The organism is Gammaproteobacteria bacterium (assembly GCA_028819075.1).
Classification (GTDB): Bacteria; Gemmatimonadota; Gemmatimonadetes; order Longimicrobiales; family Gaopeijiaceae; genus BD2-11.
The window spans coordinates 1-23,650 of record JAPPMM010000045.1 but is presented as its reverse complement, the minus strand read 5'-3'; the positions used below and the strand labels follow the sequence as shown (position 1 = coordinate 23,650).

The following is a 23,650-nucleotide window of genomic DNA, read 5'->3' as shown; positions in this document are numbered from 1 at the left end:
TTCTCAATCCTACCAAAATGTAGGAACGGGTGTTTGCGGCCGTGCCCCCATCCGCCTGCGGCACATCTCGTAAGAATATTGGCGGCAAAGGGTTGCGCACCCAGCACGTCCCCGGCACGCCGCTTGCCCATGCACGGCCCCGAACCGGTCGCGGACCGAGCAGCCCGCGGACGAATCCGCGCGCCCGCGCCCACGCTGGACCGACTCCCGGGAGGTGAACCATGCGGTTCCTCATGACGCTTGCGTCAGTCGTGCTCCTTGCCGCCTTCCCCGATGCGGCTGCCGCGCAGACGGGCTCAGCGGCCGACGCGCTCTTCGCGGTCAACAACACCTGGATGATGGTGGCGACCTTCCTCGTCTTCGTCATGCACCTGGGGTTCGCAACCCTGGAATCCGGGCTGACCCAGTCGAAGAACACCGTCAACATCCTCTTCAAGAACATGGGGATCATCGCCATCGGGCTCCTCACCTACACCCTGGTGGGGTTCAACCTGATGTATCCGGACGAGTTCGCGCTCGGCGGCTTCCTCGGCTTCACCGGGATGGGCATCGGGACGGACGCCGCCGGCGTGACGGCTGAGTACAACCCGGGCTACACCTACTGGACGGACTTCCTGTTCCAGGCGATGTTCGCCGCCACGGCGGCAACGATCGTGTCCGGGGCCGTGGCGGAGCGGGTGAAGCTCGGTTCGTTCCTCCTCTTCGCGACGATCTACGTCATGTTCGTCTATCCCGTGGTCGGGTCGTGGAAGTGGGGCGGTGGCTGGCTGGACGGGCTGGGGTTCTACGATTTCGCCGGTTCGACGATCGTCCACTCCGTGGGCGGCTGGGCGGCGCTCGCGGGCGTGATCTTCCTCGGTCCCCGGCTGGGGAAATACGTCAATGGCGAGATCCGGCCGATCCTCGGCCACAATCTTCCGCTCGCTGTCATGGGGATGTTCCTCCTCTGGCTGGGGTGGTTCGGCTTCAACGGGGGTTCGGTGCTGAGCGCCGACCCGGGACTGGTCTCGTACGTGCTCGTCACCACCTCGCTCGCGGCCGCCGCCGGCATCGTCGGGGCCATGGCGACGACCTGGGTGGTCCACAGGCATCCGGACGCCTCGATGGTCCTGAACGGGGCGCTCGCCGGGCTCGTCGGGGTCACCGCCGGCGCGGATGTGGTGAGCGTTACGGCCGCGGTCATCATCGGCCTCGTCGCGGGGGTCATCGTCGTCATCTCCGTCGAGACGTTCGATCGCGCGAGGCTCGACGATCCCGTCGGGGCGATCTCCGTGCACCTGACCTGCGGCGTCTGGGGGACGCTCGCCGTGGGGATCTTCAGCGCGGATCACAGCGTCCTCACCCAGTTGGTGGGCGTGGCGGCGTGCGGCGCCATCGCCTTCCCGGCCGCCGCCCTCATCTTCCTCGTCCTCAGGAGTACCATCGGCCTCCGGGTGAGTCCGGAGGAGGAACGGCGGGGCCTGGACCTGGCCGAGCACAACATGGAAGCCTACCCGGACTACACCATCTTCACGGCTCGCTAAGGCCACCCACCCGAAACGGGAGTGCATGATGAAACTCGTGATTGCGTACGTTCAGCCCGATCGGCTGCACAGCGTCAAGGAAGCCCTGGCCGAGGTGGAGGTGGGACGGATGTCGGTGACCAACGCCCTCGGCTGCGGGCAGCAGGGAGGGTTCACGGAGACCTACCGGGGAGCGGACTTCGAGGTGAGGCTCCGCAAGAAGGTGCGCTTCGAGATCGCCGTGAACGACAACTTCCTGGAACGGACCAGGAAGGCGATCATCAAGGGCGCGCGCTCGGGGAACATCGGCGACGGTGTGATCTTCGTGCTGGAACTGGCGGAGTGCTACCGGATCCGGACCGGAGAGGAGGGCTCCCCCGCGATCGGCTGACCCCGACTATTTGTCGATCCGGTACATGCGGACGTACTGAACGTCCAGTTCGTCGGTCCAGACGCCGAGTAGGTAGTCGTCGCCGATCTCCATGTAGGGCGCCTGGTACTGGATGAAGGCCCGGTGGAGGCCGGGGGGCAGCGACACGCTGCCGAGCCAGGTGCCGTCCGGGGCGAGGATCTCGAAGGGCGGGGGGTCGGCGCCGGCCACGTAGTACGGCTGGAGCCACAAGTGCCCGGTCTCATCCACGTGAACGGACCGGAGAACGGGTAGGTGCGGCGCCCGCGGCATTCCCCGCCACATCCGCCGCAACCCCGCAACGCGTTCCGCAGCGGCCTGGTCCGGATCCGGAAAGGCTATCTCCATGATGCCGTCCAGATGGAGATCGAAGAGGGCGGTGGTCGCGTCGCGGGGGGCCACATCACGCCGATAGACTGCCGTGATCGCTCCATCGTGGGGTGAGATCAGGCGCACCGACCAGGCTTCCGTGTCGATCACCGCAAGGCGCCCGTCCGCGGCACCGAACTCCGGCCCCCTGGCGAAGACATAAGTGCTGAGGGACCAGCCTCCGTCCTCCCGGACCCGCGCAGACGCTTCGTTCCCCGGCAGCACGATCAGCGACCTCCCGGCGCCGTCATCAAGGTCGACCGTCGCCAAGCGCTCCAGGGGCCATCGGACGACGCCGTTGGGAACCTCGTCACCGTACTCGGCGAAGCGAACGATGAGCAGACCGTCCACGACGCCCACCGCCTTGTCGGCCACCGCCGCCCTGTTGGCGCCCTCGCCCTCGGTGATCGCCACCCGGTAGCTTCGCGCCAGGCGGCCCTGCGGGTCGAAGAGCTGGGCCCGCAGCAGAGCTCCGTCGTAGGTCACCAGTGAATCACCGGCCGTGGTTCCGACGAAGTCGAGACTCCTGAACTCACCTGGTCCTTCCCCGGACCTCCCCGCCCGCCACCGGAAGTTCCCTGCTGCGTCATAGCCGCGCAGTTCCGAAGCAGCCCGCTCGGCGACCACGATGTCGCCGTTGCTCAGACGCACGGCCGCGACCACATCGGTAAGCTGGTACTCGGGCGCACCGGTGATGGTGCCGATTTCGAGGAGCGGCTCGGGTTCGACGGTCCAACCTTCACCGCGGCCCCACAGCGGCTCGACGGCCGTTGCGATGGGGATGCCGGCCGAGTCGGTGTGGATGGTGCGCACAGACGGGGAGGAGGAGTCGCACGCGGCGCCTGCCATGAAGATCGCCGTCGCGGCCAGAATGGTCGCGAGTAATCCGCGAGTCTTCATCTTCATCCCCGCAAAGTTGCGTCGTCACGCCTCGTCGCGCGGACCGTTGCCAGCGGCGACTTCACCGCACGACCCTCAGCCGCACGACGTACTGCACGTCGAGATCGTCGCGCTGCACGCCGTAGAGATGCTCCCCCCGGGACATCATCGGATCGAAACCCCTGGGTGGTGTCATCGTGCCCAGGTAGCGTCCTTCGCGGTCGAAGGTGTCGTGCTCGGGCGTGGCGAACGCGTGCAGGCCGAACTCCACATCGTCGTCGGGTCCGAACGCCGACACCTGAAGCGCCCGCTGCACCCAGAGGGTTCCGTGAGGGCCTCCGAACAGGTTCGCGAACGCGGGGAAGTGCGTTCCGAACTCCATGGTGCGGATCATGTGTTCCCTGTCGGCGGACAGAGGGCCACGCCCGTAGGACGCTCGTATGCGCTCGCGCAGCGCCCGCCGGTCGGAGTCGCGTAGAGGCCTGGGTTCGAACGACTTGGTGACGACGCGCTCCAAGCGGCCAGTCAGATCCCGAATCTCCAGCCGGTAGGCCGAGAGACGCCCGCTTGCCAGGCGACCATCTTCGAGCAATGTCCATCGCGGCTCAGGCGAAAACGCGACCATGTGCGCCATGCCGTTGCGATACTCGAGCGCTCCGCTCTCCTCCATTTCGAGCAACGTGTCGACCACCTCGCCGCCACTGTTCCGAAGCAGTAACAGGGTCCGGGACGCGTCGCCGGTGGCAGATGAGGGATGTGGCCTGAGTACTTCAAGCAGGAGCCCATCCCGGGCGCGCCAGTCGATAGGGATCCCGCCCGCCAGGTCCATTGGGGAATGGCCGGCGGGCGATCCATCCGTGAGGAACCTCTGTACCCGTCCATTGAGGACATCCGGTACCAGGATCGTGTCGCCCCCGCCGATCAATACGGCGGATGGCGAGCTCAGTTCGCCCGGTCCGCTCCCCCGCTGGCCGAATGCGCTGAGGAACTTGCCGTCAGGGTCGAAGACCCGGATTTCGCGGGCCATCGAATCGAGAACGTAGATGCGGCCGGAGTCGTCAACCGCCAGACCTCTGATCGACCCGAACTCCCGCATCGGATCGCCGTCCACCACGCCGATGCGCAGTTCCTCCTCGAGCCTCCAGGCCGTGGCTTCCGTCCACAGGCCGGCTATGGGGTTGGCGACGACGGTCACCCCGGCGCTGTCGTAGATGGTGCCCGCCCAATCGCTGGCGACGCGCGAGTCCGCGCTGCAGCCAAACGTGGCTGCGGTGACCATCGCCACTGCGATGAGTCGCTTCAAACGCACTACGGGGTCCACTACAGGGCCCATGGGCGGCTCGCGCGGCTCGCTCGGGTTGTCCCGGGGCGACGCTCGCTTCGGTTCATCGCGCTTTGTGTCGGCATCGGCGTACCATGGGTCGCGGGACGCCGCAGCTGCAAGTCGCTGTATCTTCGAGCGAAGACAACCAACTCCCATCCTCCAGAGCGAAGGAGGCACCGTGCCGGTCCTTCCACTCCAGGGCCAGGTAGCCGTCGTCGCCGGCGCCACGCGAGGCGCAGGCCGAGGCATCGCGCGCATGCTGGGGGCCGCGGGCGCGACGGTGTACTGCACGGGCCGCAGCGTCCAAGGCCGCCCCGCCACCCCCGGCCGCCCCGAGACGCTGGAGGAGACAGCGGAGCTCGTCACGGCGGAAGGAGGCCGTGGCATCGCCGTCCGCGCCGACCACACCATCGAGTCGGAAGTCGAGCGGCTCTTCGCGCGCATCCGCGCTGAGGCAGGCCGGCTGGACATCCTGGTCAACGACATCTGGGGCGGCGACGCGCTCACCGAGTGGGGAACACCCTTCTGGGAGCTCTCCACCGCCAAGGGGCCGGAGCTGCTCGAGCGCGCCGTCCACACCCACATCATCACCAGCCGCCACGGCGTGCCGGCGATGGTCGAACGCGACACCGGGCTCATCGTCGAGGTCACGGACGGCGACACCTTCGGCTACCGCGGCAACCTCTTCTACGACCTCGCCAAGAACGCGGTCGTGCGGCTCGCCTACGCGATGGCCGGCGACCTCCACGCCCACAACGTGACGGCACTGGCGGTCACCCCCGGATTCCTGCGCTCGGAGGCGGTGCTCGACCACTTCGGGGTCTCCGAGGGCAACTGGCGCGACGCCATCGAGAAGGACGAGTACTTCGCCGAGTCCGAGACGCCGTGCTTCGTCGGCCGTGCGATCGCGGCGCTCGCCGCCGACCCCGAGGTTGCCCGGAAGAGCGGCGGGCTCTACTCGAGCTGGGAGCTGGCGAAGGAGTACGGCTTCACCGACGTCGACGGGCGCAGGCCGGACTGGGGCAGCTTCTTCCTCGGCAAGGTGCGGGAGATCCTCTCTCGGGACGCGCCGCCGGACGAAATGGACCTTTTTGTCGTACGCAGCCGGCTCTATCAGGCGGAACTCGACTCGTCCGCCGCGAGGGAGGCTGAGCGCCTCCGCACCTGGCTCGCACGGCACGAATGAACCCGGCTGGCAGTCCGTGAGCTGCTAGGCCTCCTTCACCCACCTCACCAGCTCGCGCAGGGTGGGCCGCTTCCCCTGCATGAGAATCCCGACGCGATAGATCCTCCCGGCCACCCACGACGTGCCCACCACGGCGCCGGCCATGAAGACGAGCGACAGCCCCGTCATCCACCAGGGCACCGCTCCCTGCAATGCGCGCGGGAACATCATGATCGGGCTGAAGAACGGAAAGAGCGCCACCCAGTCCATCCACGGCATCGTGCCTCCCCCGAGGGTGGCCGACTGCAGGATCAACGGGATGATGAGCAGCATGATCACCGGGAACTGGGCGTGTCCGGCTTCCTCCTCGGTGGCGCACATGGCCCCGACCGCCGCGAACAGGGACGCATAGAGGAAGTAGCCGAGAAGGAAGAAAACGATGAGGAGCACCAGGGCGCCCGGCCCCGGCAGGACCTGCGTGAAGAGCTCAAGGTCCGCGTTCGGGATCTGGACCGCGATGATCGGTGCCGCGACGAGAAGCAGGATGCCCGCGGACGCCGCCCAGATCCCCATCTGGGTCAGCCCCATCGATCCCACGCCGAGCACCTTGCCCAGCAGGAGCCGCCACGGGGTAACCGACGAGATCACCACCTCCACCACCCGGTTCCGCTTCTCGTCGAGGACGGACCGGAGCACGAAGGCCCCGTAGAGGAGCGTGGCCATGTACAGAAAGAAGGCTCCGCCAAAGCCGAAGGCCATCCCCGACATCCGGGCCGCCTCGGCCTCCGCCTGGTCTTCCACTTCGACGACCGATTCGAATTCCAGCCGCCCGCCTTCGATGAGCGACCGCAGCTCTTCCCCGGTACCGATCGTCGCCAGGTAGCTTTCCAGCGCGACGTCGTTCACCGCGGACTCGAAGAGGGCCACGCGCGTGATGCCGGGCGAGTCCTGCCCGTGGTAGGCGAACACCCCCTCCGACAGCGTGCGGTCGTCGAGCACCAGGTAGGCTTCCAGTTCGTCGTCGATGACCTGGCGATCCAGTTCTTCCAGGCTGACGTCCGATCCCATTACCTCGACGTCGTAGCCCAGTCCGTCGAGCCGCCCGGCCACCTCCTCGCCGATGCTGCCCGTGAAGTCCACCAGGGCCAGCTCGCGGTCGGAGTCCGCGGCCTGCACCGCAATGAAGATGTTGAGCCCCATGATCCCGATCATGAAGAGCGGAAGGGCGATCGTGCCGATGATGAAACCCTTCGTCCTGACCCGCTCCAGGTACTCCCGCCGCAGCACCACCCAGACCTGTCTCACCGAGCGCCTCCCTTGGGCAGCATCGCCGGTTCGGTCGATTCCTCCCCTGCGTGGCGCACGAAGATCTCGTGCAGGCGGGGCTCCAGCACCTCGAAGCGGCGCAGGTTCACGCCTTCGCGCATGGCGGCGCCGAGCAGCTCGTGATGGGAGATCCGGCCCGGCGGGATGTGCCAGGCGCCGTTCACCTTCTCGGCGTCGACAACGCCTGCCCGATGGAGCCAGCCGGCATCGCCTTCGAATTCCACGGCCATCGCGCCCGTCCGCTCCCGCCGCTTGAGCTCCCTGAGGTCGCCGTCGAGCACCTTGCGGGACCGGGAGATCATGCAGACGCGCTCGCACAGCCGCTCCGCCTGCTCCATGAGGTGAGTGGAGAAGAGAATGGTCTTGCCGCGTTCCCTCTCCTCGCGGACGATCGACTCCAGCACGTCCTGATTGATCGGGTCCAGCCCGCTGAAGGGCTCGTCGAGGATGAGGAGGTCCGGGTCGTGAAGGATCGTACCGATGAACTGAACCTTCTGCTGCATCCCCTTCGAGAGATCCTGCACCTTCTTGGCCGCCCAGTCCTCGAGACCCAGCCGGTCCAGCCATTGCGTCGCCCGCCGCCGCGCATCGCGCCGCGCCAGACCGCGGAGTTCACCGAGGAAAACGAGCTGCTCGATCACCTTCATCTTCGGGTAGACGCCCCGTTCCTCGGGCAGATATCCGACCCGGCCCCTGCGTTTCATGTCGGGTGAGCCGCCGAGCAGTTCGACAGAGCCCTCGTCCGGCAGCAGGATGGCCATGATCATGCGGATCGTCGTCGTCTTGCCCGATCCGTTCGGGCCGAGCAATCCGAGGATCGTGCCCCGGGGGATGTCGAGGTCGAAGTCGGAAACCGCCGTGTGCGCCCCGAACGACTTGGTGACGCCCGACAGCCGGACTGCTGTTTCGTTCACGTATCGGCGCTCTGCTGAAGAGGCTTGAGATGACTTCGATGGCCGTTGGCAGGTACGTTTGTGGAGCCGGAATGTTCAGAAGCAGGCCCGAATGCCATGTATACCACATGTATGTTCTGCCAGCGGTCCCTGGGCGCCAACGAGGTCGTCGAGACCTTTCCAGTGGGGCGACGGCTCGCCTTCGACGCGGCCAGGGGACGTCTCTGGGTCGTATGCCGGAGGTGCGAGCGCTGGAATCTGACGCCGCTGGAGGAACGCTGGGAAGCGGTCGAGACATGCGACAAGCTCTTTCGCGACACCCGCACGCGCATGTCTTCGGAGAACGTCGGCTTGGCGCGCCACCCCGAGGGGCTGGAACTGGTGCGGATCGGGAAGCCGCTGCGGGCGGAGTTCGCCGCTTGGCGCTACGGAGACCAGTTCGGGCGCAGGCGCAGGCGCGGCATCCTGCGGTGGACCGTGGCGGGCTTGGGGCTGGCCGGTGGGGTGGCCGTGGCGGGCGTCGCGGGAGGTGCCGTGGGTGCGCTCCTGGCCTTCGAGGGAGCCTACTGGGTGAATCTGTTAAATTACGTTCGTCCCTCAATCCGCTTTCGGCCGGAAGATGGGCTGCTCAGGCGGATGAGCGCCCGTGGTCTCCGTGAGATGCGCATCCGGCCGACCGACGACGAGTCTCTCTTTCGGGTGCTGGCGCTGCCTCAGCGCTTCGACATCACTTCGGCGGAGTGGTTTGAAGGAGAGGACGCGCTGCGCGTGCTCCGAGCCACGCTCCCAGCCCTCAACGCTCTTGGCGGCGAGGCGCGCACGGTGGAGGCCGCCGTCTCGGAGATCAGCGAACGCGGGCATGCGCACGCATTCCTCGAGCAGATCGCGATCCGAAGCGAGGGCTATCTTCGCCACGGAACTCCCGGCTCTCTGGTCAGGATGCCCGGTCCGGTCCGGCTCGCGCTGGAGATGGCCCTCCACGAGGAAGATGAGCGGCGCGCGCTCGAAGGTGAGCTGTGGCGCCTGGAGCAGGCTTGGCGCGAGGCCGAGGAGATCGCCGCGATCGCCGATCGGCTCCTGCTGCCCGACGGTGTCATCGACAAATCCGACCTTTGCTGACCGGATCGACGTGTAATTAGGTTGTCGGACGCAAGCGTTGGCGAACAGCGCTCTCGCACGGACTTCCACACGCGTTTTCATCATGACCGAAACCGGAAGAACGAAGCCCCGTTCACTGTCAAGATCCGAACCTCGCTCCCGGACCCGCCGGGACTTCGTGAAGTCCGCGGTAGCCGGGTCCGCACTCGCCGCGGGTCTCCCTTCGGCGCTTGCAGCCGAAGGAAGTCGAACCGTCCGCCGGACGCTGTCCCGGGAACCGATTCCGCCCGGTCAGGTTGCCCCCTCCGACCGCGTCGGCCTGGCCGTCATCGGCGCGGGCGGGATGGGCATTGCCGACGTGGACACGGCGCTGCGCATCCCCGGCGTCGAACTCGTGGCCGCTTGCGACATCTTCGACGGGCGCCTCGACGCTGCCCGCGAGCGCCATGGCGACATCTTCACCACCCGTGACTACCGGGAAGTCCTCGTCCGAGACGACATCGACGCGGTCATCGTGGGCACGCCTGACCATTGGCATCAGCCCATCTCCATTGACGCGCTCAGGGCGGGGAAGGCGGTCTACTGCGAGAAGCCGATGGTGCACGACATCGCCGAAGGCCACGATCTGATCCGCGCCCAGGAGGAATCGGGACGCGTATTCCAGGTGGGCAGTCAGGGGATGAGCTCGCTCGGCAACGAGAAGGCGAAGGAGCTGTACGAGCAGGGCGCCATCGGGCATCTCAACTATGCGGAGGGCTTCTGGGCGCGCAACGATCCCATCGGGGCATGGCAGTACCCCATCCCGCCCGACGCCTCGGAGGAGACCGTCGACTGGGAGCGCTTCCTGGGTCCGGCCCCCGAACGGCCCTACGACCCCCTGCGGGTCTTCCGCTGGCGCAACTATCGCGACTATGGCACGGGGGTCGCCGGCGACCTCTTCGTCCACCTCTTCTCCAGCCTCCACTTCGTGGTCTCTTCGCGTGGACCCACGCGCATCCAGGCCGCGGGAGGGCTGCGCTACTGGAAGGACGGGCGGGAGGTGCCGGACGTGCTCCTCGGCGTCTTCGACTATCCGGAGACGGACGCGCATCCGGGGTTCAATCTTTCGCTGCGCGTCAACTTCGTGGACGGCACCTCGGGCAGCACCTTCCTTCGGCTGGTGGGAAGCGAGGGCGCCATGGACGTGACCTGGACCGACGTGGTGCTGCGCAAGAACGTAGCGGTCGATCCCATGGACGCCTTCTCGCAGGAGAAGATGGCCGAGGCGGCGGCGGGCGAAGGCGGTCTCCCCGCGCGCGTGCGCATGCTTCCGCCGGCGGAGGCCCGCTATGAGGTCGAGCGCGGCTACCGGGGCGCGCACGTCGATCACTTCTTCAACTTCTTCCAGGCGATCCGCGGAGGCCCGCCGGTCATCGAGGATGCCGTCTTCGGCCTGCGCGCGGCGGCTCCGGCGCTGGCGTGCAACCTCAGCTATTTCGAGGACCGGATCGTGCGCTGGGATCCCGACGCGATGAGACTCGCCTGATGGATCTGGCTCCGACGAGCGGGATGACATCCGTGCCGGCTGGACCCGATCCGGCGAGAGGGACGGCCCGGGCGGCGAACTACCGCCGCTCGAGAGTCCTCTGCCTGGCAGCCATCCTGTGCCTGATCGTCAACTGCGGAGACGAAGTGCCCGCGGTGCTGGCTCCGCCCCCGCCGCCCGGGCTGGTCGCCACGACCGTCACCCTGGAACCCTCGTCGGTGACGCTGGACGCGCTGGGCGACACGATTCGACTCGCCGCCACGGTGCTCAACCAGAACGGTGACCCGATGACCGGGGTTCCGATCGCGTACACGACCACCGACGCGTCGGTGGTGCGGGTGGACGGTTTCGGCCTGGTGACGGCGATCGGGAACGGGAGCGCGGTGGTGACGGCCGCGAGCGGCGCGGCGACGGGGGTCGCGACCGTGACCGTCGAGCAGATGGTGGCGCAGGTACGGGTGTCGCCCGACTCGGCCACGCTGATTGCCATCGGGGACACGTTGCGGCTGGAGGCCGAGGCCCTCGACTCGCAAGGTCGGGGGGTGCCGGGGACACACGTGTTCGAGTGGTCGAGCAACGATTCGGTGGCTGCGGTGGACAGGGACGGCCTGGTGACGGCGGTGAGGAACGGGAGCGCGGTGGTGACGGCCACCACCGGGACGGTGTCCGGCGAGGCGACGGTGAACGTGGAACAGGCCGTGGCGGAGGTGCAGGTGTTGCCTGGCTGGGTGACGCTCTTCTCCGTCGGCACCACGGCGCAGCTCGCTGCCCGGGCGCTGGACGCGAACGGGGCGGAAGTGCCCGACATGGAATTCGAGTGGTCGAACGACCGCGGGGCGGCGCGCGTGAGCGCCACGGGCCTAGTGACCGCGGTACGTGAAGGGACCGGCGTGGTGACGGCCACGACCGCATCGGTCGCGGGAAGCGCGGCGGTGACGGTGAGCCTGCTTGCGGGCGCCGCCAAGGACCGCGCGATCCTCGAAGCCGTGTACGACGCGACCGAAGGCCGTTTCTGGAGGAACAACCGCAACTGGCTCAGCGACGCGCCGCTGGGGGACTGGTACGGTGTCGATACCGACGCTGACGGACGGGTCGTCGGTCTTGACCTGGTCGCCAACAACCTGGAGGGGCACATTCCGCCCGAACTCGGTCGCCTCGATGAGCTCAGGGAGCTCCTGCTCGACGCCGCTACGGTCCCCCAGACCTGGTGCTATCGGCCGTCCAGTCCTCCCGAGTCGAGTGCGCGCAACGGAAGCGACATCGGCTGGTCCGGATCCGCACGGGGAGGCGGAAGCCTGCATTGGCTCTCGTGGGCGAGGCGCACCGACGCAGGCCGCGAGCACGGAGCCGGCTTGGTGACCGACATCCCGATGGGTGCGCCGCTCAGCTTTGCGACCGGCCTCCGGAACGGTGGCAACCGGTTGGCGGGACCCATTCCGCCCGAACTCGGCGAACTTGCCAATCTCGAGACGCTCTCTCTCGACTCGAACGAACTGTCGGGGTCGATCCCGCCGGAACTGGGAAAGCTCGCGAACCTGAAAACACTGTCGCTCTCGCGAAACCGGCTTACGGGCACGCTTCCACCCGAGCTGGGCAACCTGATCCGACTCGAGAGCCTGAACCTCGCGGTGAGCTACGATCTCACGCTCACGCCCCCGCGTCCGCGGTATGTGCTCTCGGGACGGCTCCCGCCGCAACTCGGGAATCTGGTCCGCCTGAAGGAGCTGGATCTCCGGGGACACAAGTTCACCGGCACGATCCCGTCCGCATTCGCCAGGCTCCGCGCGCTCGAATACCTGTCGCTGACCTGCAACTCGCTCGACGGCCCGATTCCTTCGGTCGTCCGGCAGCTTCGCCAACTGCGCCACCTGGATCTGTCCGGCAACCAGTTCGAAGGAGGCATCCCCGCGTGGATGGATGACCTGGACGACCTGGAATTCCTCGATCTCGCCAGCAACTACTTCCTGACCGGGCCCATACCCACGAGCGTTACGCGGATGACCGGACTGGTCCGGCTGAGCCTCGGCACCAACCGGCTCTTCGGCCTGATCCCGCCGCGACTCGGCCGCCTGACGAACCTGGAATCGCTGGCGGTGGGCAACAATCTGCTGACCGGCGCACTGCCGCCCCAGCTCGGGAATTTGCCGAACCTGGAGTACCTCTCGGTGTTCAGAAACGCCGGTCTCACCGGGGCGCTTCCCCGCGAACTCATGCAGGTCCGGTTGGACGACTTCAATTGGCAGGCCACCGCCCTGTGCGCCCCGCGCGATCGCGTATTCCAGTCATGGCTGGCGAGTATCCTCAACCACCAGGGAGGCCCTGGCTGTACGCTCCCGCCGCGCGAGATCTTCACGGCGTTCTTCGAGGCGACCGGCGGTGCGGGCTGGACCAACAACGCGAACTGGCTCAGGGATGCACCCGTGGCTTCGTGGTTCGGCGTGACCGTGGAGGACAGCCTGCTCACGGCGCTGGACCTCCCCGACAACGGGCTTTCGGGCACGCTCCCTCCCGCGGTGGGCGACTTCCTGGACCTGAAGCGTCTGGACCTGGAGGGCAACGCGCTGACGAGCCGTCTGCCCCCGGACCTCGGAAACCTGCTGGAACTCGAGGCCCTCGACCTGTCGGGCAACGGGTTTTCGGGACCGGTCCCACGCGATCTCGCGCAGCTCGGGACGCTGGAACGCCTGGACCTGTCCGACAACGAACTGGGAGGCGCGCTCCCAGGCATCCTGACCAGCCTGAGTTCGCTTTCCGACTTCAACTGGAGAAACAGCGGCGCCTGCGCCCCCGAGGTGGCATGGTTCCAGACCTGGCTCGAGTCGGTGGAGACCCGCTCCGGGCCGACCTGCGACGGGATCTTCTCGGTGTCAGTCGCGGAAGCACACCTGTCGCAGGCCACCCAGGGCGTCGGCGGCGGGGTTCCGCTCATCGCCGGGCGTCCCGGGCTTGTGCGGGTTCTGGCCACCGCGGACCGGGCCAACGACTTCAGGCCGAGTGCCCGCGCCGCGTTCGTCGTGGATGGCAGCGAGGCCCACGCGGCCGACATGGCGCTTGAATCGTCCCGCGGCCTGGCCGAGAGCCTTCCAGGGCAACTGGACCAGTGGTATCAAGCTGCGATCCCGGCGGCGGCGCTGCGTCCCGGAGTCGAGATGGCCGTGCGGATCGATCCCGACAGCACCATGCCCAGAGCGACGCTGGATGAAGTGCGGGTTCCCCTCGACGTGCGCGAGTTGCCGCCCCTGGATCTCACCATCGTACCCGTCGTGACCGGATCCAGCGCGGACGCGAACGTGCGGGAATGGGTCAAGGACGCCGAAGCTCCGCCGGTGAAGTTCATGCGGGCTGTGCTGCCGGTCGGTGAACTCAACCTGACCGTGCGCGAGCCGCTCAGAATCGCATCGGCCCCGGATGCCTCGAAGGGCGCGGAATGGATCGTCATCCTCGAGGACATCGAGCTGGTCCGGAAGGCCGAGGGCGGCCGCGGATACTGGTATGGCGTGGTGAACCGCGACGGAGACGAAGGCATTCGGGGGATCGCCCTGGTGGAGGGCCGGGTCGGGCTCGGCGTCCCCGATGCCGAGGTCTTCGCGCACGAACTGGGTCACAGCATGAGCCTCATGCACTCGCCCTGCGGGAATCCATGGCAGATCGATCCGGATTACCCCTATCCGGACGGCAGTATCGGCGTGCTCGGCTACGACGCCCGATCCGAGGAGCTGGTGGACTCCTCGACGCACGACCTGATGTCCTACTGCCATCCGCAATGGATCAGCGACTACAACTTCAGGAAGGCGCTCGAGTACCGGCTCCGCGCGGAGACCAGCCCACGCGCTCTGGCCGCCCGGGACGAACCCCGGGGAAGCCGGCTGCTGCTGCGCGGCCACGTGAGCGCCGAGGGCCAACTTCACCTGGATCCCGCGTTCGCGCTCGACGCGCCGGCGCAGCTGCCCTCGGGGTCCGGTCCCTATCGCGTCGAAGGCTTTTCCACGGATGGCAGCCGCGCGTTCGCGCTCGACTTCGACATGGAGATGGTCTCGGAGGGCGGCGGCAGCTTCTTCTTCCTTCTCCCGTTTGCCGAGGATCGCATCGCCGCACTGGAGCGCATCGTGCTCTCCGGACCGGAAGGCACCGCGACGCTGGACCGGGAGACGCGCGCGTCGCCGGTGGCCATCGTGACGGACCGCGCAACCGGACGGATCCGGTCCATCCTGCGGGGCGAGGCCGCCGAAGCGGCCGGTGCGACGGTGGCAGCTGACGGGCGTTCCAGGGCCGTGCCTCGCGAGCGCGTGCTGGTCAGCTATGGATTGCCGGAACCGGTGCCTTGATGGATGGAATACACAAATGCGTAAGACGATGAGACATGGCTTCATGGCTGGAGGAAGAGCGGGATCGCAAGTCAGCGGGCTGCTCGCGGTGGCGCTGTTCGCGGGGTGCGTCCTGGCCGCGGCGTGCGCAGATGCCGCCGACGCTCCGGAGCAGACCACGCCCGATTCCGACATGGCCGCTCCGGGGACGGCACAGGCTGCAGCCCCCAACACCCTCACCGACGCCGAGCGCGACGCCGGCTGGCGCCTCCTCTTCGACGGCGAGACCACGGATGGCTGGCGCGGCTACAACCGCGAGTCCTTCCCCGACACGGGTTGGGCGGTGATCGACGGCGTGCTTGTGGTCGGAGCAACCGCCGTGGATCCCGATGTCCCGGTGGGCGGCGACATCGTCACCACCGAGTCCTTCGCGGACTTCGACCTCAGATTCGAGTTCATGCTCTCGGAGGTGGCCAACAGCGGCGTCCTCTACCGCGTGATCGAGGAGGAAGGCGCCGAGATCTGGTTCAACGCCCCCGAGTATCAGGTGCTCGACGACACCGCGTATATCGAGATGGGCACGATGGACATGCGCACCCACCTCACCGGCGACAACTACGACCTGCACGCCGCGGGCGAGAAGACCCTGCACGGCCCCGGCGAGTGGAACGAGGGCCGCATCCGCATCGCGAACAACCATGTGGAGCACTGGCTGAACGGCGTGAAGACGGTGGAGTACGAGCTCGGCTCGCCGGAGTGGGAGGCACTGGTCGGGGCCAGCAAGTTCGCGCCCTATCCGCGCTACGGGCGCGCGGCCTCGGGTCCCATCGGGCTCCAGGACCACGGGCGCAACGTCTTCTATCGCAACATCAAGATTCTTCCGCTGGGGCCGGTTTCGCTCTTCAACGGCGAGGACCTCGACGGCTGGCGCGTGCACGGAACCGAGCGCTGGTATGTCGAGAACGGGGAACTGGTGTGCGAAAGCGGCCCTGATGCCGAATACGGCTACCTGACGACAGAACAGTTATTTAAAGACTTCGATCTGACCGTCGACTTCAGGCAGGAGGCGGACGGCAACAGCGGTGTGTTCTTCCGCTCCAGCGTGGAGGGCACGGTCGTGACCGGCTGGCAGGCCGAAGTGGCGCCGCCGGGACTCTTCACCGGCGGGATCTACGAGTCCTACGGGCGCGGCTGGCTGGTGCAGCCCGATCCGGCGCTCGACGCTGCGCTGAAGATGGGCGACTGGAACACGCTGCGGGTCCGGGCGGTGGGCGACCGGGTCACGACCTGGCTGAACGGGACCCGCATGGTGGATTTCGAGGATGCACAGATCGGCGAAGCCGAGGGGTCGATCGCGCTCCAGATCCACGATGGCGGCGGGATCAAGGTGCGCTGGCGGAATCTCCGGATAGTGGACCTCGGGGGATGAGGCGCGCGGAGATTCCGTGAAAGCCGTCCTCTTCGACCTGCTCTCGGCGCTGATCGACTCGTGGTCGCTCTGGGACGACATCGCGGGGAGCGAGGAGCGCGGGCGTCGTTGGCGCTTCGAGTACTTGCGGCTCACGTACGGGACCGGCGCCTACGTGCCGTACCTGGATCTCGTGGAGGAGTCGGCGGCCGCCGTCGGCCTGCCGCGCGCGTTCGCCGGCGAGCTGGAGGCGCGCTGGGACGAACTGGCCCCGTGGCCGGGGGCGGGAGCGGCGTTGCGGCGAATTGCCCGAAGAATGCCGATCGGCGTCGCGACCAACTGCTCCCAGGTGCTGGGCGTGCGCGCGGCCGAGCTGGTCGGAGCCCCTTTTCGCTCGGTCGTCACGGCCGAATCGGCAGGGTTCTACAAGCCCGACCCGCGCATGTATGACGCGGGCGTGGAAGCCCTCGGCGTCCCCTCGGCCGAGGTGTTGTTCGTGGCCGGTTCGCCGCGCGACATCCGGGGCGCGGTCGCGGCGGGCCTCAAGGTCGTGTGGCACAATCCGGCGGGGCTGGATGGGGGCGGGGCGGAGAAGCTCGCTGTCGCGGTGGTCGACGATCTGAGGAAGCTGGACGGCGTGATCGCCAGTATCTAGCTTAGCTTGGTCTAGCTAGATACTATCTCCGGCCGGTGAAAGCCCAATGAAGGTCAACATGCACGAGGCGAAGTCGCAGCTGTCGCGTCTGGCGAGACGGGCGTGGCAAGGCGAGGAGGTCGTGATCTGCAAGTCGGGACAGCCGTGGCTGCGGCTGATTCCGTATCGGGAGCGACTGGAACGCCGGCAGCCGGGTGGGCTGGAGGGCCAGATCCGCATCGGGCCCGACTTCGACGCGGACGATGAAGAGATCGTCGAGGCCTTCGAAAACTACACGCTCTTCCCGGGCACCGACTGACGATGCGCCTTCTCCTGGACACGGACACGTTTCTGTGGTGGGTGTCGGATTGGGGTGAAATCGACGAGACCGCCCGGGATGCCATCGCCGATCCCGGAAACGAGGTCTTCGTAAGTGCGGTGTCAGGTTTGGAAATCGCGGTCAGGAAGGCCAAGGGTCGGCTCGTCGCGCCGGACAGCCTGAGCGCGGTGGTCGAGGCGAAGCAGTTCGAGCACCTTCCGCTGACCTTCGAGCACGTCGAGAGAGCCGCGGTTCTGCCGCTGCATCATCGTGACCCGTTCGACCGGATGCTGATTGCGCAGGCGCAAGCCGAAGGGCTTGTCCTCGTCACAAGAGACGAGCGCATGCGTCTGTATGACGTCCTGACCATGGCGGTCTGACGAGCGCGCGGTCCTCCCGGCTCATCGACGACTCCCCCTTGGCGGAGGACACCGGGCCCCGTCGCGTCGCTATCGGTGGTGGCCGCCTTACACCAGCACCTGCTTGTCCTGCTGCACGATACGTCCGTCGACGGAGATGGTCGGCTGCCACATGAGCAGGTCGTAGTGGGTGGGGGCGACGATCTCCCCTCCGAGCGTGTGGCTCGTGCCGATGCCGATGTGGATCGTGCCCATCACGCCTTCGTCCTCCAGCATCTCCCCCGTGAGGCGGGCGTTCGGGTTCAGGCCCACGCCCAGCTCCGCGACGTTGAAGCAGTGCCGGTCGCCGAACGACTTCAGGTGCTCGCGCAGGGAATCGGCCTGCGCGCCGCCGGTCATCTTCACGATGTAGCCCGCGCGCACCGAGCAGACGATGGGCTCTTCCAGAATGCCGATGCCGAGATAGGGTACGGAGGCGTCGGCGACGATCGTGCCTCGGCGGAACCCGTGACCGGCACCACGTTGACCTCGATGTCGGGGACGGGCGCCAACTGCCCGGGATCGGGGATGTTGGTCAGCACGTTGGCGGCCCGGCCCTCGATACCGAAGCGGAGGTCGGTGCCGCGCGGGGAGGTGAGGCGGACCGTCCGGCCCTCCGTGAACGCGGCGCCCAGCCGGCGGCAGACGTGGGCCTGCGCCTCGAAGTCGGTCTCGAGCAGGGCGGGGCTGGTCATGATCGCGTCGGTGTACGCGGTCATCATGCACACCCGCGCGCCCGCTTCGAGGGCCGCCCGCATCGCCCGCGTGTGGGTGATGGAGATGCGGACCGGGGAGAAGATCACGGCCGCCTGGGTCATGGCGCGCGCGACGGACGGGGGCGGCTCCTGGCCGTCCTGGTCCCGCACCGGGATGACGCTGACGGTGACGGCCGCCCCGGCCTCGCGCGCGGCGCCGGCGACGGCATCCGCGTAGCGCCGCATCGTGGGGTCGGTCACCACCAGCACCGCCTCGCCCGGCTGGACGCGTCCGTTCACGTGCACGAGCCGCCGCGCGCCGGGGGACAGGTCCACGCCCACCTCAGACATTCCCGCCTCCGCCGCTGCCCGCTGCAGTCACGCCCACCTCAGCCACGTCTCCTCCCGAAGAACTCGTCGAACCGGCCATCGAAGATGATCGCGGTGTAGCCGTCCCCGGTACAGTTGGTCGCGGTGCGCAGCATGTCGGGGATGCCTCCGGAGAGGGCGATCCAGCTCGCGATGAACTCACCCTGCGCCGGGCCCTCGAGCCCCAGAATGCTCGCGAAGAGGGTCGCGCTCCAGAGCGCCGTCCCCATCCCCGCGGGCAGCCCCGGAGCGGCGATGGTGAAGAGCACGACGGCGGGCCACGCGGCCAGCATCATCATCCAACTGAGTTCCAGGCCGAAGACGTGGCTCACGACGAAGGGCCCGTAGGCGACGTAGGCCAGCGCGCTGGCGTCCAGGTTCACCACCGCGCCGAACGGCAGCACGAAGTCGGCCACCTCGTCGCGCACGCCGACCCGCTTGGCGTTGGCGAGGTTGACGGGGAGCGTCGCCAGCGACGAGCACGTGCCCGCGGCGAACACGGCCGTGGGGACGTAGTATCCGCTCAGCACCGGTCCTACGGGCCGGCGCCCGACCCGGCGCACGAGCACGAACGTGTAGAACGTCCACCAGACGAGCACGAGCGCGCCCGTGTAGGCCGTCATGGTGAGGTAGTGGGACAGCCCCAGCCGCGCCCCGAAGCGGACGCCCAGGGTGATGCCGAAGGCGAGGATGAGCGGCAGCATCACATAGGCGAGCCCGCTGCCCGCGCTTTCGATGGCGTCGGCGATGCGCTTGAGCACCCGGTACGTCGGGTCGTGGCGGGCGCCCCAGAGCCCCAGCAGGACGCCCGCGAGGATCGCCAGGAGCGGCCACGAGGCGCCTCCCGCCCCGAGGCTCTCGAGCATCGTCGCGGCTTCGGTCCACACGCCCCGGCCGCCCGTGGTCAGCGGAATGCGGAAGATGACCGCGGAAGTGATGAGGGCGATGAGCCCCGCGACGGTCGACGTGAAGACGTACCAGAGAACCACCGCTCCCGCGAAACGACCCGCCAGCCCGCGCCGCACCAGGGTGGCGATGGCCGGGCTCAGGGCCGCGAGGATCAGGAGCGGCACAATGGCGACCACCCACGCGATGAGCGTGGCGGTGGCGTCGGCGACGGGGGCGAGAGGGCCCGGGAGAAGACCCCCTGCCGTCAGACCCGCCAGCAGAGCCAGAAACGTCCACACATACGTGGGGATCCTGCGGGTTGCCGGCAGCCTTGCCTCCTTTCGGTTCGGGCGCGCATATCATAGCCGCGGAAGGCGATGTTTGACAATTTCCGGTGCAGGTGCTTGGTTTGTTGGTTTGAACGACCGTAGCGTTTTCGTTTGGACGAACATTGTTCTTTCGTTTAGACGATACAAACGCTACGTTTGGACGATGATCGACACCACGTTGTATCCCCGTTTCGTCGAGCCGCACCTGCTTGACGCGCTCGCCGACTCGCCGGCGGTCCTGATTCACGGGCCCCGCCAGTGCGGCAAGACCACGTTGGCGCGGATCGTGGGAGCGTCGCGCGGATACAGGTACGTCACCTTCGACGACGATGTGGTTCGCGGCGCCGCCGAGGAGGATCCGCTGGGGTTCGCCGCTGCCCTCCCCGCGCGAGTCATTCTGGACGAAGTGCAGCGAGCGCCTTCGCTGTTCACGGCCCTCAAGATGGAGATCGACCGGCGGCGCGTCCCCGGACGATTCCTGCTCACCGGCTCCACGCATGTGCTCCTGGTGCCGAAACTCTCGGAATCGCTGGCTGGCCGCCTTCAGACGCTCCGGCTCCATCCGCTGGCGCAGTGCGAGCTGGAACAGAGTGACTCCGGTTTCCTGGATGCGCTGTTCGCAGCCGAATTCGCGATCGGACACACTGCCCGGCTGGGTGACCGCCTTCCTGCTCGCATCGTCGCCGGCGGGTATCCGGCAGCGCTTACCCGTCCGCCGGGCCGTCGGCGCGCCAACTGGTACAACGATCACGTCAATGCCTTGGTCCAGCACGATGTACGCGACCTCGCGAGCATCCGGAAGCTCGACATCCTTCCGCGGCTGCTCGCGGCCGCCGCAAGCCAGACCGCGAGGATGTTCAACGCGAGCGACCTGGCCGCGCCTTTCGAGGTGAGTCGGCCGACGATACGCGACTACACGACGCTGCTTGAGCGGGTCTTCCTTGTGGAGCGCGTTCCGGCCTGGCACAGCAACCGCTTGAGCCGGCTCATCAAGCGGCCGAAGTTACACCTGTGCGACACTGGAATCGCCTCTTCGCTTCTTGGCCTGGACGGTCCGGCTCTGGCTTACGACCGTACCTTGCTCGGCCAGCTTCTCGAGACCTTCGTGTTCCAGGAACTTCGGCGACAGGCCAGCTGGAACGATGCGCGCATGTCCTTCCACCACTTCCGCAACAAGGACGGGGCGGAGGTGGACATCGTCATCGAGCGTGGTGCTACCGGGGTCGCGGGCGTCGAGGTCAAGGCGTCGGGGACGGTGGGAACAGGGGACTTTCGCGGTCTCCGCAAGCTCCGGGAGGCACTGCGAGAGCGATTCGCCGCTGGCGTGGTCCTGTACGATGGGGAAGCCACGGTGCCGTTTGGCGATCGGCTGTTTGCGGTGCCGCTGCGGCAGCTCATGGAGGGCGCCGGATAGCCTGTCCGTGGCGTGGGATACCGCTTGGTATTTTCGTTTGGACGAACGATATTCTTTCGTTTGGACGGACACCAACCTTTCATTCGGACGTTGATCGGCCTCTCGATTGGTCGACATTTCGCATTCCGTGATCCACAACGTCTGGGGTCCCATACTCACCCGCACCGCGCCCCAATCGCGGCGATCGCCGCGTCGATCTCGTCGCGGGTGTTGAAGAAGTGGATCGACAGCCGGAAATCGCGCGGCTGCCGGACGGGCGACGCGAGGATCCCATCGTCTTCGCGCAGTTCGTTGTAGAGCTGCGTGGCGTCGCACCCTTCGGGCAGTTCGATGACGAACACGCCCGACCGGTCCGGCCGCGTGCGCGGGGACGACACGCCCAGCCCGTCCGTGCCGTCGACCGCCTCGATCGCGTGGTCGACCAGGGACTGGATCCGCTCCTCGACCCGCGCCAGACCGACGTCCTCCATCCACTCCACAGCGCGCGCGAAACCGGCGAAGTCCGCGAGGGCGCGCGTGCCGAATTCGTAGCGGGCGGCGCTCGGAAGCAGGGTGTAGGCGCCTTCGTAGTCCATGGTTGCGTGACTGTGCGAGCCTGCCCAACTGAGCTGGACGTCGTCGAGCACCTCCCGCCGTACGAAGAGCGCGCCTGTCCCCTTGGGTCCCAGGAGCCACTTGTGGCCGCAGGTGGAATAGCAGTCGCAGCCGAGTGCGCGGAAGTCGGTGGGGACGCAGCCGGGGCCCTGCGCGCCGTCGAGGTGGTAGCGCACGGCGCGGGAGCGGAGCAGCGCGCCCAGTTCGGCGGATTCATCGGTACGCAGCGTCCGTCCGTTGTTCCGGGACACATGGCTGACGCTCACCATGCGCGTGCGGTCCGAGAGCTGGCCGCGCACCTCGTCGAGGAGTCCCGTCCCCGTGCTCAGGTCGATCTCACGGATCACGATCCCGAACCGGTCCCGCAGGACGTACCACGGGATGACGTTTGCGGGATGCTCCGTGTTGGAGATCACGACCTCGTCGCCCGGCATCCAGTTGAGGCTCCATGCGACGATGGAGATTCCCTCCGAGGTGCTGTGGGTGAGCGCGACCTCATCGGTTCCGGCGCCGAATACGCGCCCGAGCTGCGCCCGCAGGTCGGGTTCGATGCGGCCCATGTCGGTTGCGATGCGGGGCTCGGCGGGGCTTTCGTTCTGGAAGGCGAGACGCTCCTGGACGTGGTCGATAACCGCCTCGGGGGAGGGGCCGATGCCGCCGGTCTGGAAGTAGAGGCTGCCGGTCGAGGCCGGGATTTCGGCGCGGGCGCGGGCGACCCAGGCCTCTTGGGGTGCTGTCTGGCCGGTCGGTCGCAAAGCCGCTTCCGCCGCCGGGCCGGTCGTGTGCTCAGCGCCCGCGCCATCCCGCCCGCCCAGCAGGGCGAGCTGCCCAACCGGCACCACCGGAGCCAGCGCCAGCGCCCCCGCAGATCGGCGAAGAAAGCTGCGTCGGGGGATCGCCTGGGGCCTGAATCCCGGTAGAGATTCTTCTGAAGCCATTCGTCTCAGCGAATTCCCGGCGGCAGTCTCTTCACCTCGATGACCGGAACATCGTACTCATCTTTTTCGATGAAGGCTACGAGGCCACCGGGGCCGAATTCGTCCGGCATCCGCATCCGCCCGTCGAGCGTGCCCAGATAGCGGCCACTCGGTGTAAGCACGTCGATCGGACCGAGGTCTACGTCCGGTTCCTCTCCGCGTCGTTGAACCCACAGATTGCCTTCCCAGGTGGTGCGCAACGCGTACAGCACCGGCACTTCCGGAAAGAACTGCATCTCTTCGATCGCTTGCTCCTGGCCCGCGCGAAATCCTGCCAGCATCGCCCGAGCGGTCGGAGGGACGTTGCCAAGCCCCGGATCGTCGTCCGAGGTCAATTCCGCCAACTGGCGGTCAATCTCCGCCCGCCTCAGCCGACCGGTGACCGGCTGCGGGACGATTGGGCGGCGTAGGATCCGCAACACCTGGCCGGACGGCCCGGTCACCTTGATCGCATACGTGGAAGAATCCGAAAACGCGATCCCGCCCCCCGGCAGCGCGTCAAAGACCAGAGGCGGCACGAATCCCCATACAGGGCCGCTCGCCACCTCGGATAGACTCCCGAACCTCGCTTCGGTTTCCGGCGGCGCCCATGCTTCCACGAACGGCTCGACTCGCGCCTCCTCCGACGACAGGTCGGTGCGCATGATCTTGCGAATGCCGTCCGAGAAGATCGCTGCGCCCTCGCGGGTGGGGAAAAGCCAGGCGTCTCACGTCCGTGACGACGATTCGCCCGTCCGGCGGACGCGAGTGAATTCGCATCTTCCTATGGAAGTTGCACTTACGAGATTGGATGGGCGGATTCCAGCCGTTTGACTCCCGCCGATTGCGGGT

The 23,650-nt window shown here is 67.5% G+C and carries 20 protein-coding genes; 11 read left to right on the top strand and 9 right to left on the bottom strand.

Going from position 1 to position 23,650, the window contains the following annotated elements; genetic code table 11:
* Positions 1-221: 221 nt before the first annotated feature.
* Positions 222-1,523, top strand: coding sequence for an ammonium transporter (locus tag OXU32_11900; GenBank protein MDE0074652.1), 1,302 nt, complete (start codon positions 222-224; stop codon positions 1,521-1,523).
* A gap of 28 nt (positions 1,524-1,551) precedes the next feature.
* Positions 1,552-1,893: a P-II family nitrogen regulator gene (locus OXU32_11895; protein ID MDE0074651.1), complete on the top strand. Its 342-nt coding sequence runs from the start codon at positions 1,552-1,554 to the stop codon at positions 1,891-1,893.
* Between the two features lie 6 nt (positions 1,894-1,899).
* Here the strand turns inward: OXU32_11895 and OXU32_11890 are convergent, their stop codons facing one another.
* Together OXU32_11890 and OXU32_11885 are read right to left on the bottom strand one after the other, a co-directional pair.
* Positions 1,900-3,180, bottom strand: a complete 1,281-nt coding sequence (locus tag OXU32_11890) for a hypothetical protein (protein MDE0074650.1) — start codon at positions 3,178-3,180, stop codon at positions 1,900-1,902.
* A gap of 61 nt (positions 3,181-3,241) precedes the next feature.
* Complete coding sequence (locus OXU32_11885; GenBank protein ID MDE0074649.1) at positions 3,242-4,468, bottom strand: 6-bladed beta-propeller; 1,227 nt, start codon at positions 4,466-4,468, stop codon at positions 3,242-3,244.
* 193 nt (positions 4,469-4,661) lie between these two features.
* Here OXU32_11885 and OXU32_11880 point away from each other — a divergent pair, with 193 nt between their 5' ends.
* A complete protein-coding gene (locus tag OXU32_11880) occupies positions 4,662-5,669 on the top strand; it encodes an SDR family oxidoreductase (protein MDE0074648.1) in 1,008 nt (335 codons plus the stop codon).
* 24 nt (positions 5,670-5,693) lie between these two features.
* Here OXU32_11880 and OXU32_11875 read toward each other — a convergent pair whose 3' ends face one another.
* Complete coding sequence (locus OXU32_11875) at positions 5,694-6,953, bottom strand: ABC transporter permease (GenBank protein ID MDE0074647.1); 1,260 nt, start codon at positions 6,951-6,953, stop codon at positions 5,694-5,696.
* A complete protein-coding gene (locus OXU32_11870) occupies positions 6,950-7,888 on the bottom strand; it encodes an ATP-binding cassette domain-containing protein (protein MDE0074646.1) in 939 nt (312 codons plus the stop codon). The genes OXU32_11875 and OXU32_11870 overlap by 4 nt, the downstream gene beginning before the upstream one ends.
* A 96-nt stretch (positions 7,889-7,984) precedes the next feature.
* Here OXU32_11870 and OXU32_11865 point away from each other — a divergent pair, with 96 nt between their 5' ends.
* From OXU32_11865 to OXU32_11835, 7 genes are all read left to right on the top strand, one after another.
* The gene (locus OXU32_11865; GenBank protein ID MDE0074645.1) at positions 7,985-8,986 is read left to right on the top strand and encodes a hypothetical protein; all 1,002 of its coding nucleotides are present in this window, start codon (positions 7,985-7,987) and stop codon (positions 8,984-8,986) included.
* A 157-nt stretch (positions 8,987-9,143) separates the two neighbouring features.
* Positions 9,144-10,490, top strand: a complete 1,347-nt coding sequence (locus OXU32_11860; protein MDE0074644.1) for a Gfo/Idh/MocA family oxidoreductase — start codon at positions 9,144-9,146, stop codon at positions 10,488-10,490.
* Positions 10,490-14,815, top strand: coding sequence for an Ig-like domain-containing protein (locus OXU32_11855; protein ID MDE0074643.1), 4,326 nt, complete (start codon positions 10,490-10,492; stop codon positions 14,813-14,815). The genes OXU32_11860 and OXU32_11855 overlap by 1 nt, the downstream gene beginning before the upstream one ends.
* Before the next feature lie 43 nt (positions 14,816-14,858).
* Entirely contained in the window at positions 14,859-16,223 is a 1,365-nt protein-coding gene (locus OXU32_11850; protein ID MDE0074642.1) for a DUF1080 domain-containing protein, read from the top strand.
* 16 nt (positions 16,224-16,239) lie between these two features.
* Positions 16,240-16,857 (top strand): HAD-IA family hydrolase, encoded by a 618-nt coding sequence (locus tag OXU32_11845; GenBank protein ID MDE0074641.1) that lies wholly within the window; start codon positions 16,240-16,242, stop codon positions 16,855-16,857.
* Between the two features lie 46 nt (positions 16,858-16,903).
* Entirely contained in the window at positions 16,904-17,155 is a 252-nt protein-coding gene (locus tag OXU32_11840) for a type II toxin-antitoxin system prevent-host-death family antitoxin (GenBank protein ID MDE0074640.1), read from the top strand.
* A 2-nt stretch (positions 17,156-17,157) separates the two neighbouring features.
* Positions 17,158-17,535 (top strand): type II toxin-antitoxin system VapC family toxin, encoded by a 378-nt coding sequence (locus OXU32_11835; GenBank protein ID MDE0074639.1) that lies wholly within the window; start codon positions 17,158-17,160, stop codon positions 17,533-17,535.
* 87 nt (positions 17,536-17,622) lie between these two features.
* Here the strand turns inward: OXU32_11835 and OXU32_11830 are convergent, their stop codons facing one another.
* Genes OXU32_11830 through OXU32_11820 form a run of 3 tightly spaced genes read right to left on the bottom strand, consistent with a single transcriptional unit; the run spans position 17,623 to position 19,804 of the window.
* Positions 17,623-17,919, bottom strand: coding sequence for a hypothetical protein (locus OXU32_11830; GenBank protein ID MDE0074638.1), 297 nt, complete (start codon positions 17,917-17,919; stop codon positions 17,623-17,625).
* A complete protein-coding gene (locus OXU32_11825; protein ID MDE0074637.1) occupies positions 17,916-18,599 on the bottom strand; it encodes a hypothetical protein in 684 nt (227 codons plus the stop codon). Before OXU32_11825 ends, OXU32_11830 begins: the two co-directional genes overlap by 4 nt.
* A 38-nt stretch (positions 18,600-18,637) precedes the next feature.
* Positions 18,638-19,804, bottom strand: coding sequence for a cation:dicarboxylase symporter family transporter (locus OXU32_11820; protein ID MDE0074636.1), 1,167 nt, complete (start codon positions 19,802-19,804; stop codon positions 18,638-18,640).
* Between the two features lie 193 nt (positions 19,805-19,997).
* Between OXU32_11820 and OXU32_11815 the strand changes: the two genes are divergently transcribed.
* Entirely contained in the window at positions 19,998-21,248 is a 1,251-nt protein-coding gene (locus tag OXU32_11815) for an ATP-binding protein (protein ID MDE0074635.1), read from the top strand.
* 155 nt (positions 21,249-21,403) lie between these two features.
* Here the strand turns inward: OXU32_11815 and OXU32_11810 are convergent, their stop codons facing one another.
* Together OXU32_11810 and OXU32_11805 are read right to left on the bottom strand one after the other, a co-directional pair.
* On the bottom strand, positions 21,404-22,780 hold the full coding sequence (locus OXU32_11810; protein MDE0074634.1) for an aminotransferase class V-fold PLP-dependent enzyme: 1,377 nt from the start codon (positions 22,778-22,780) through the stop codon (positions 21,404-21,406).
* Positions 22,781-22,785: 5 nt separating this feature from the next.
* Entirely contained in the window at positions 22,786-23,337 is a 552-nt protein-coding gene (locus tag OXU32_11805; GenBank protein MDE0074633.1) for a hypothetical protein, read from the bottom strand.
* Between the last annotated feature and the right edge of the window lie 313 nt (positions 23,338-23,650).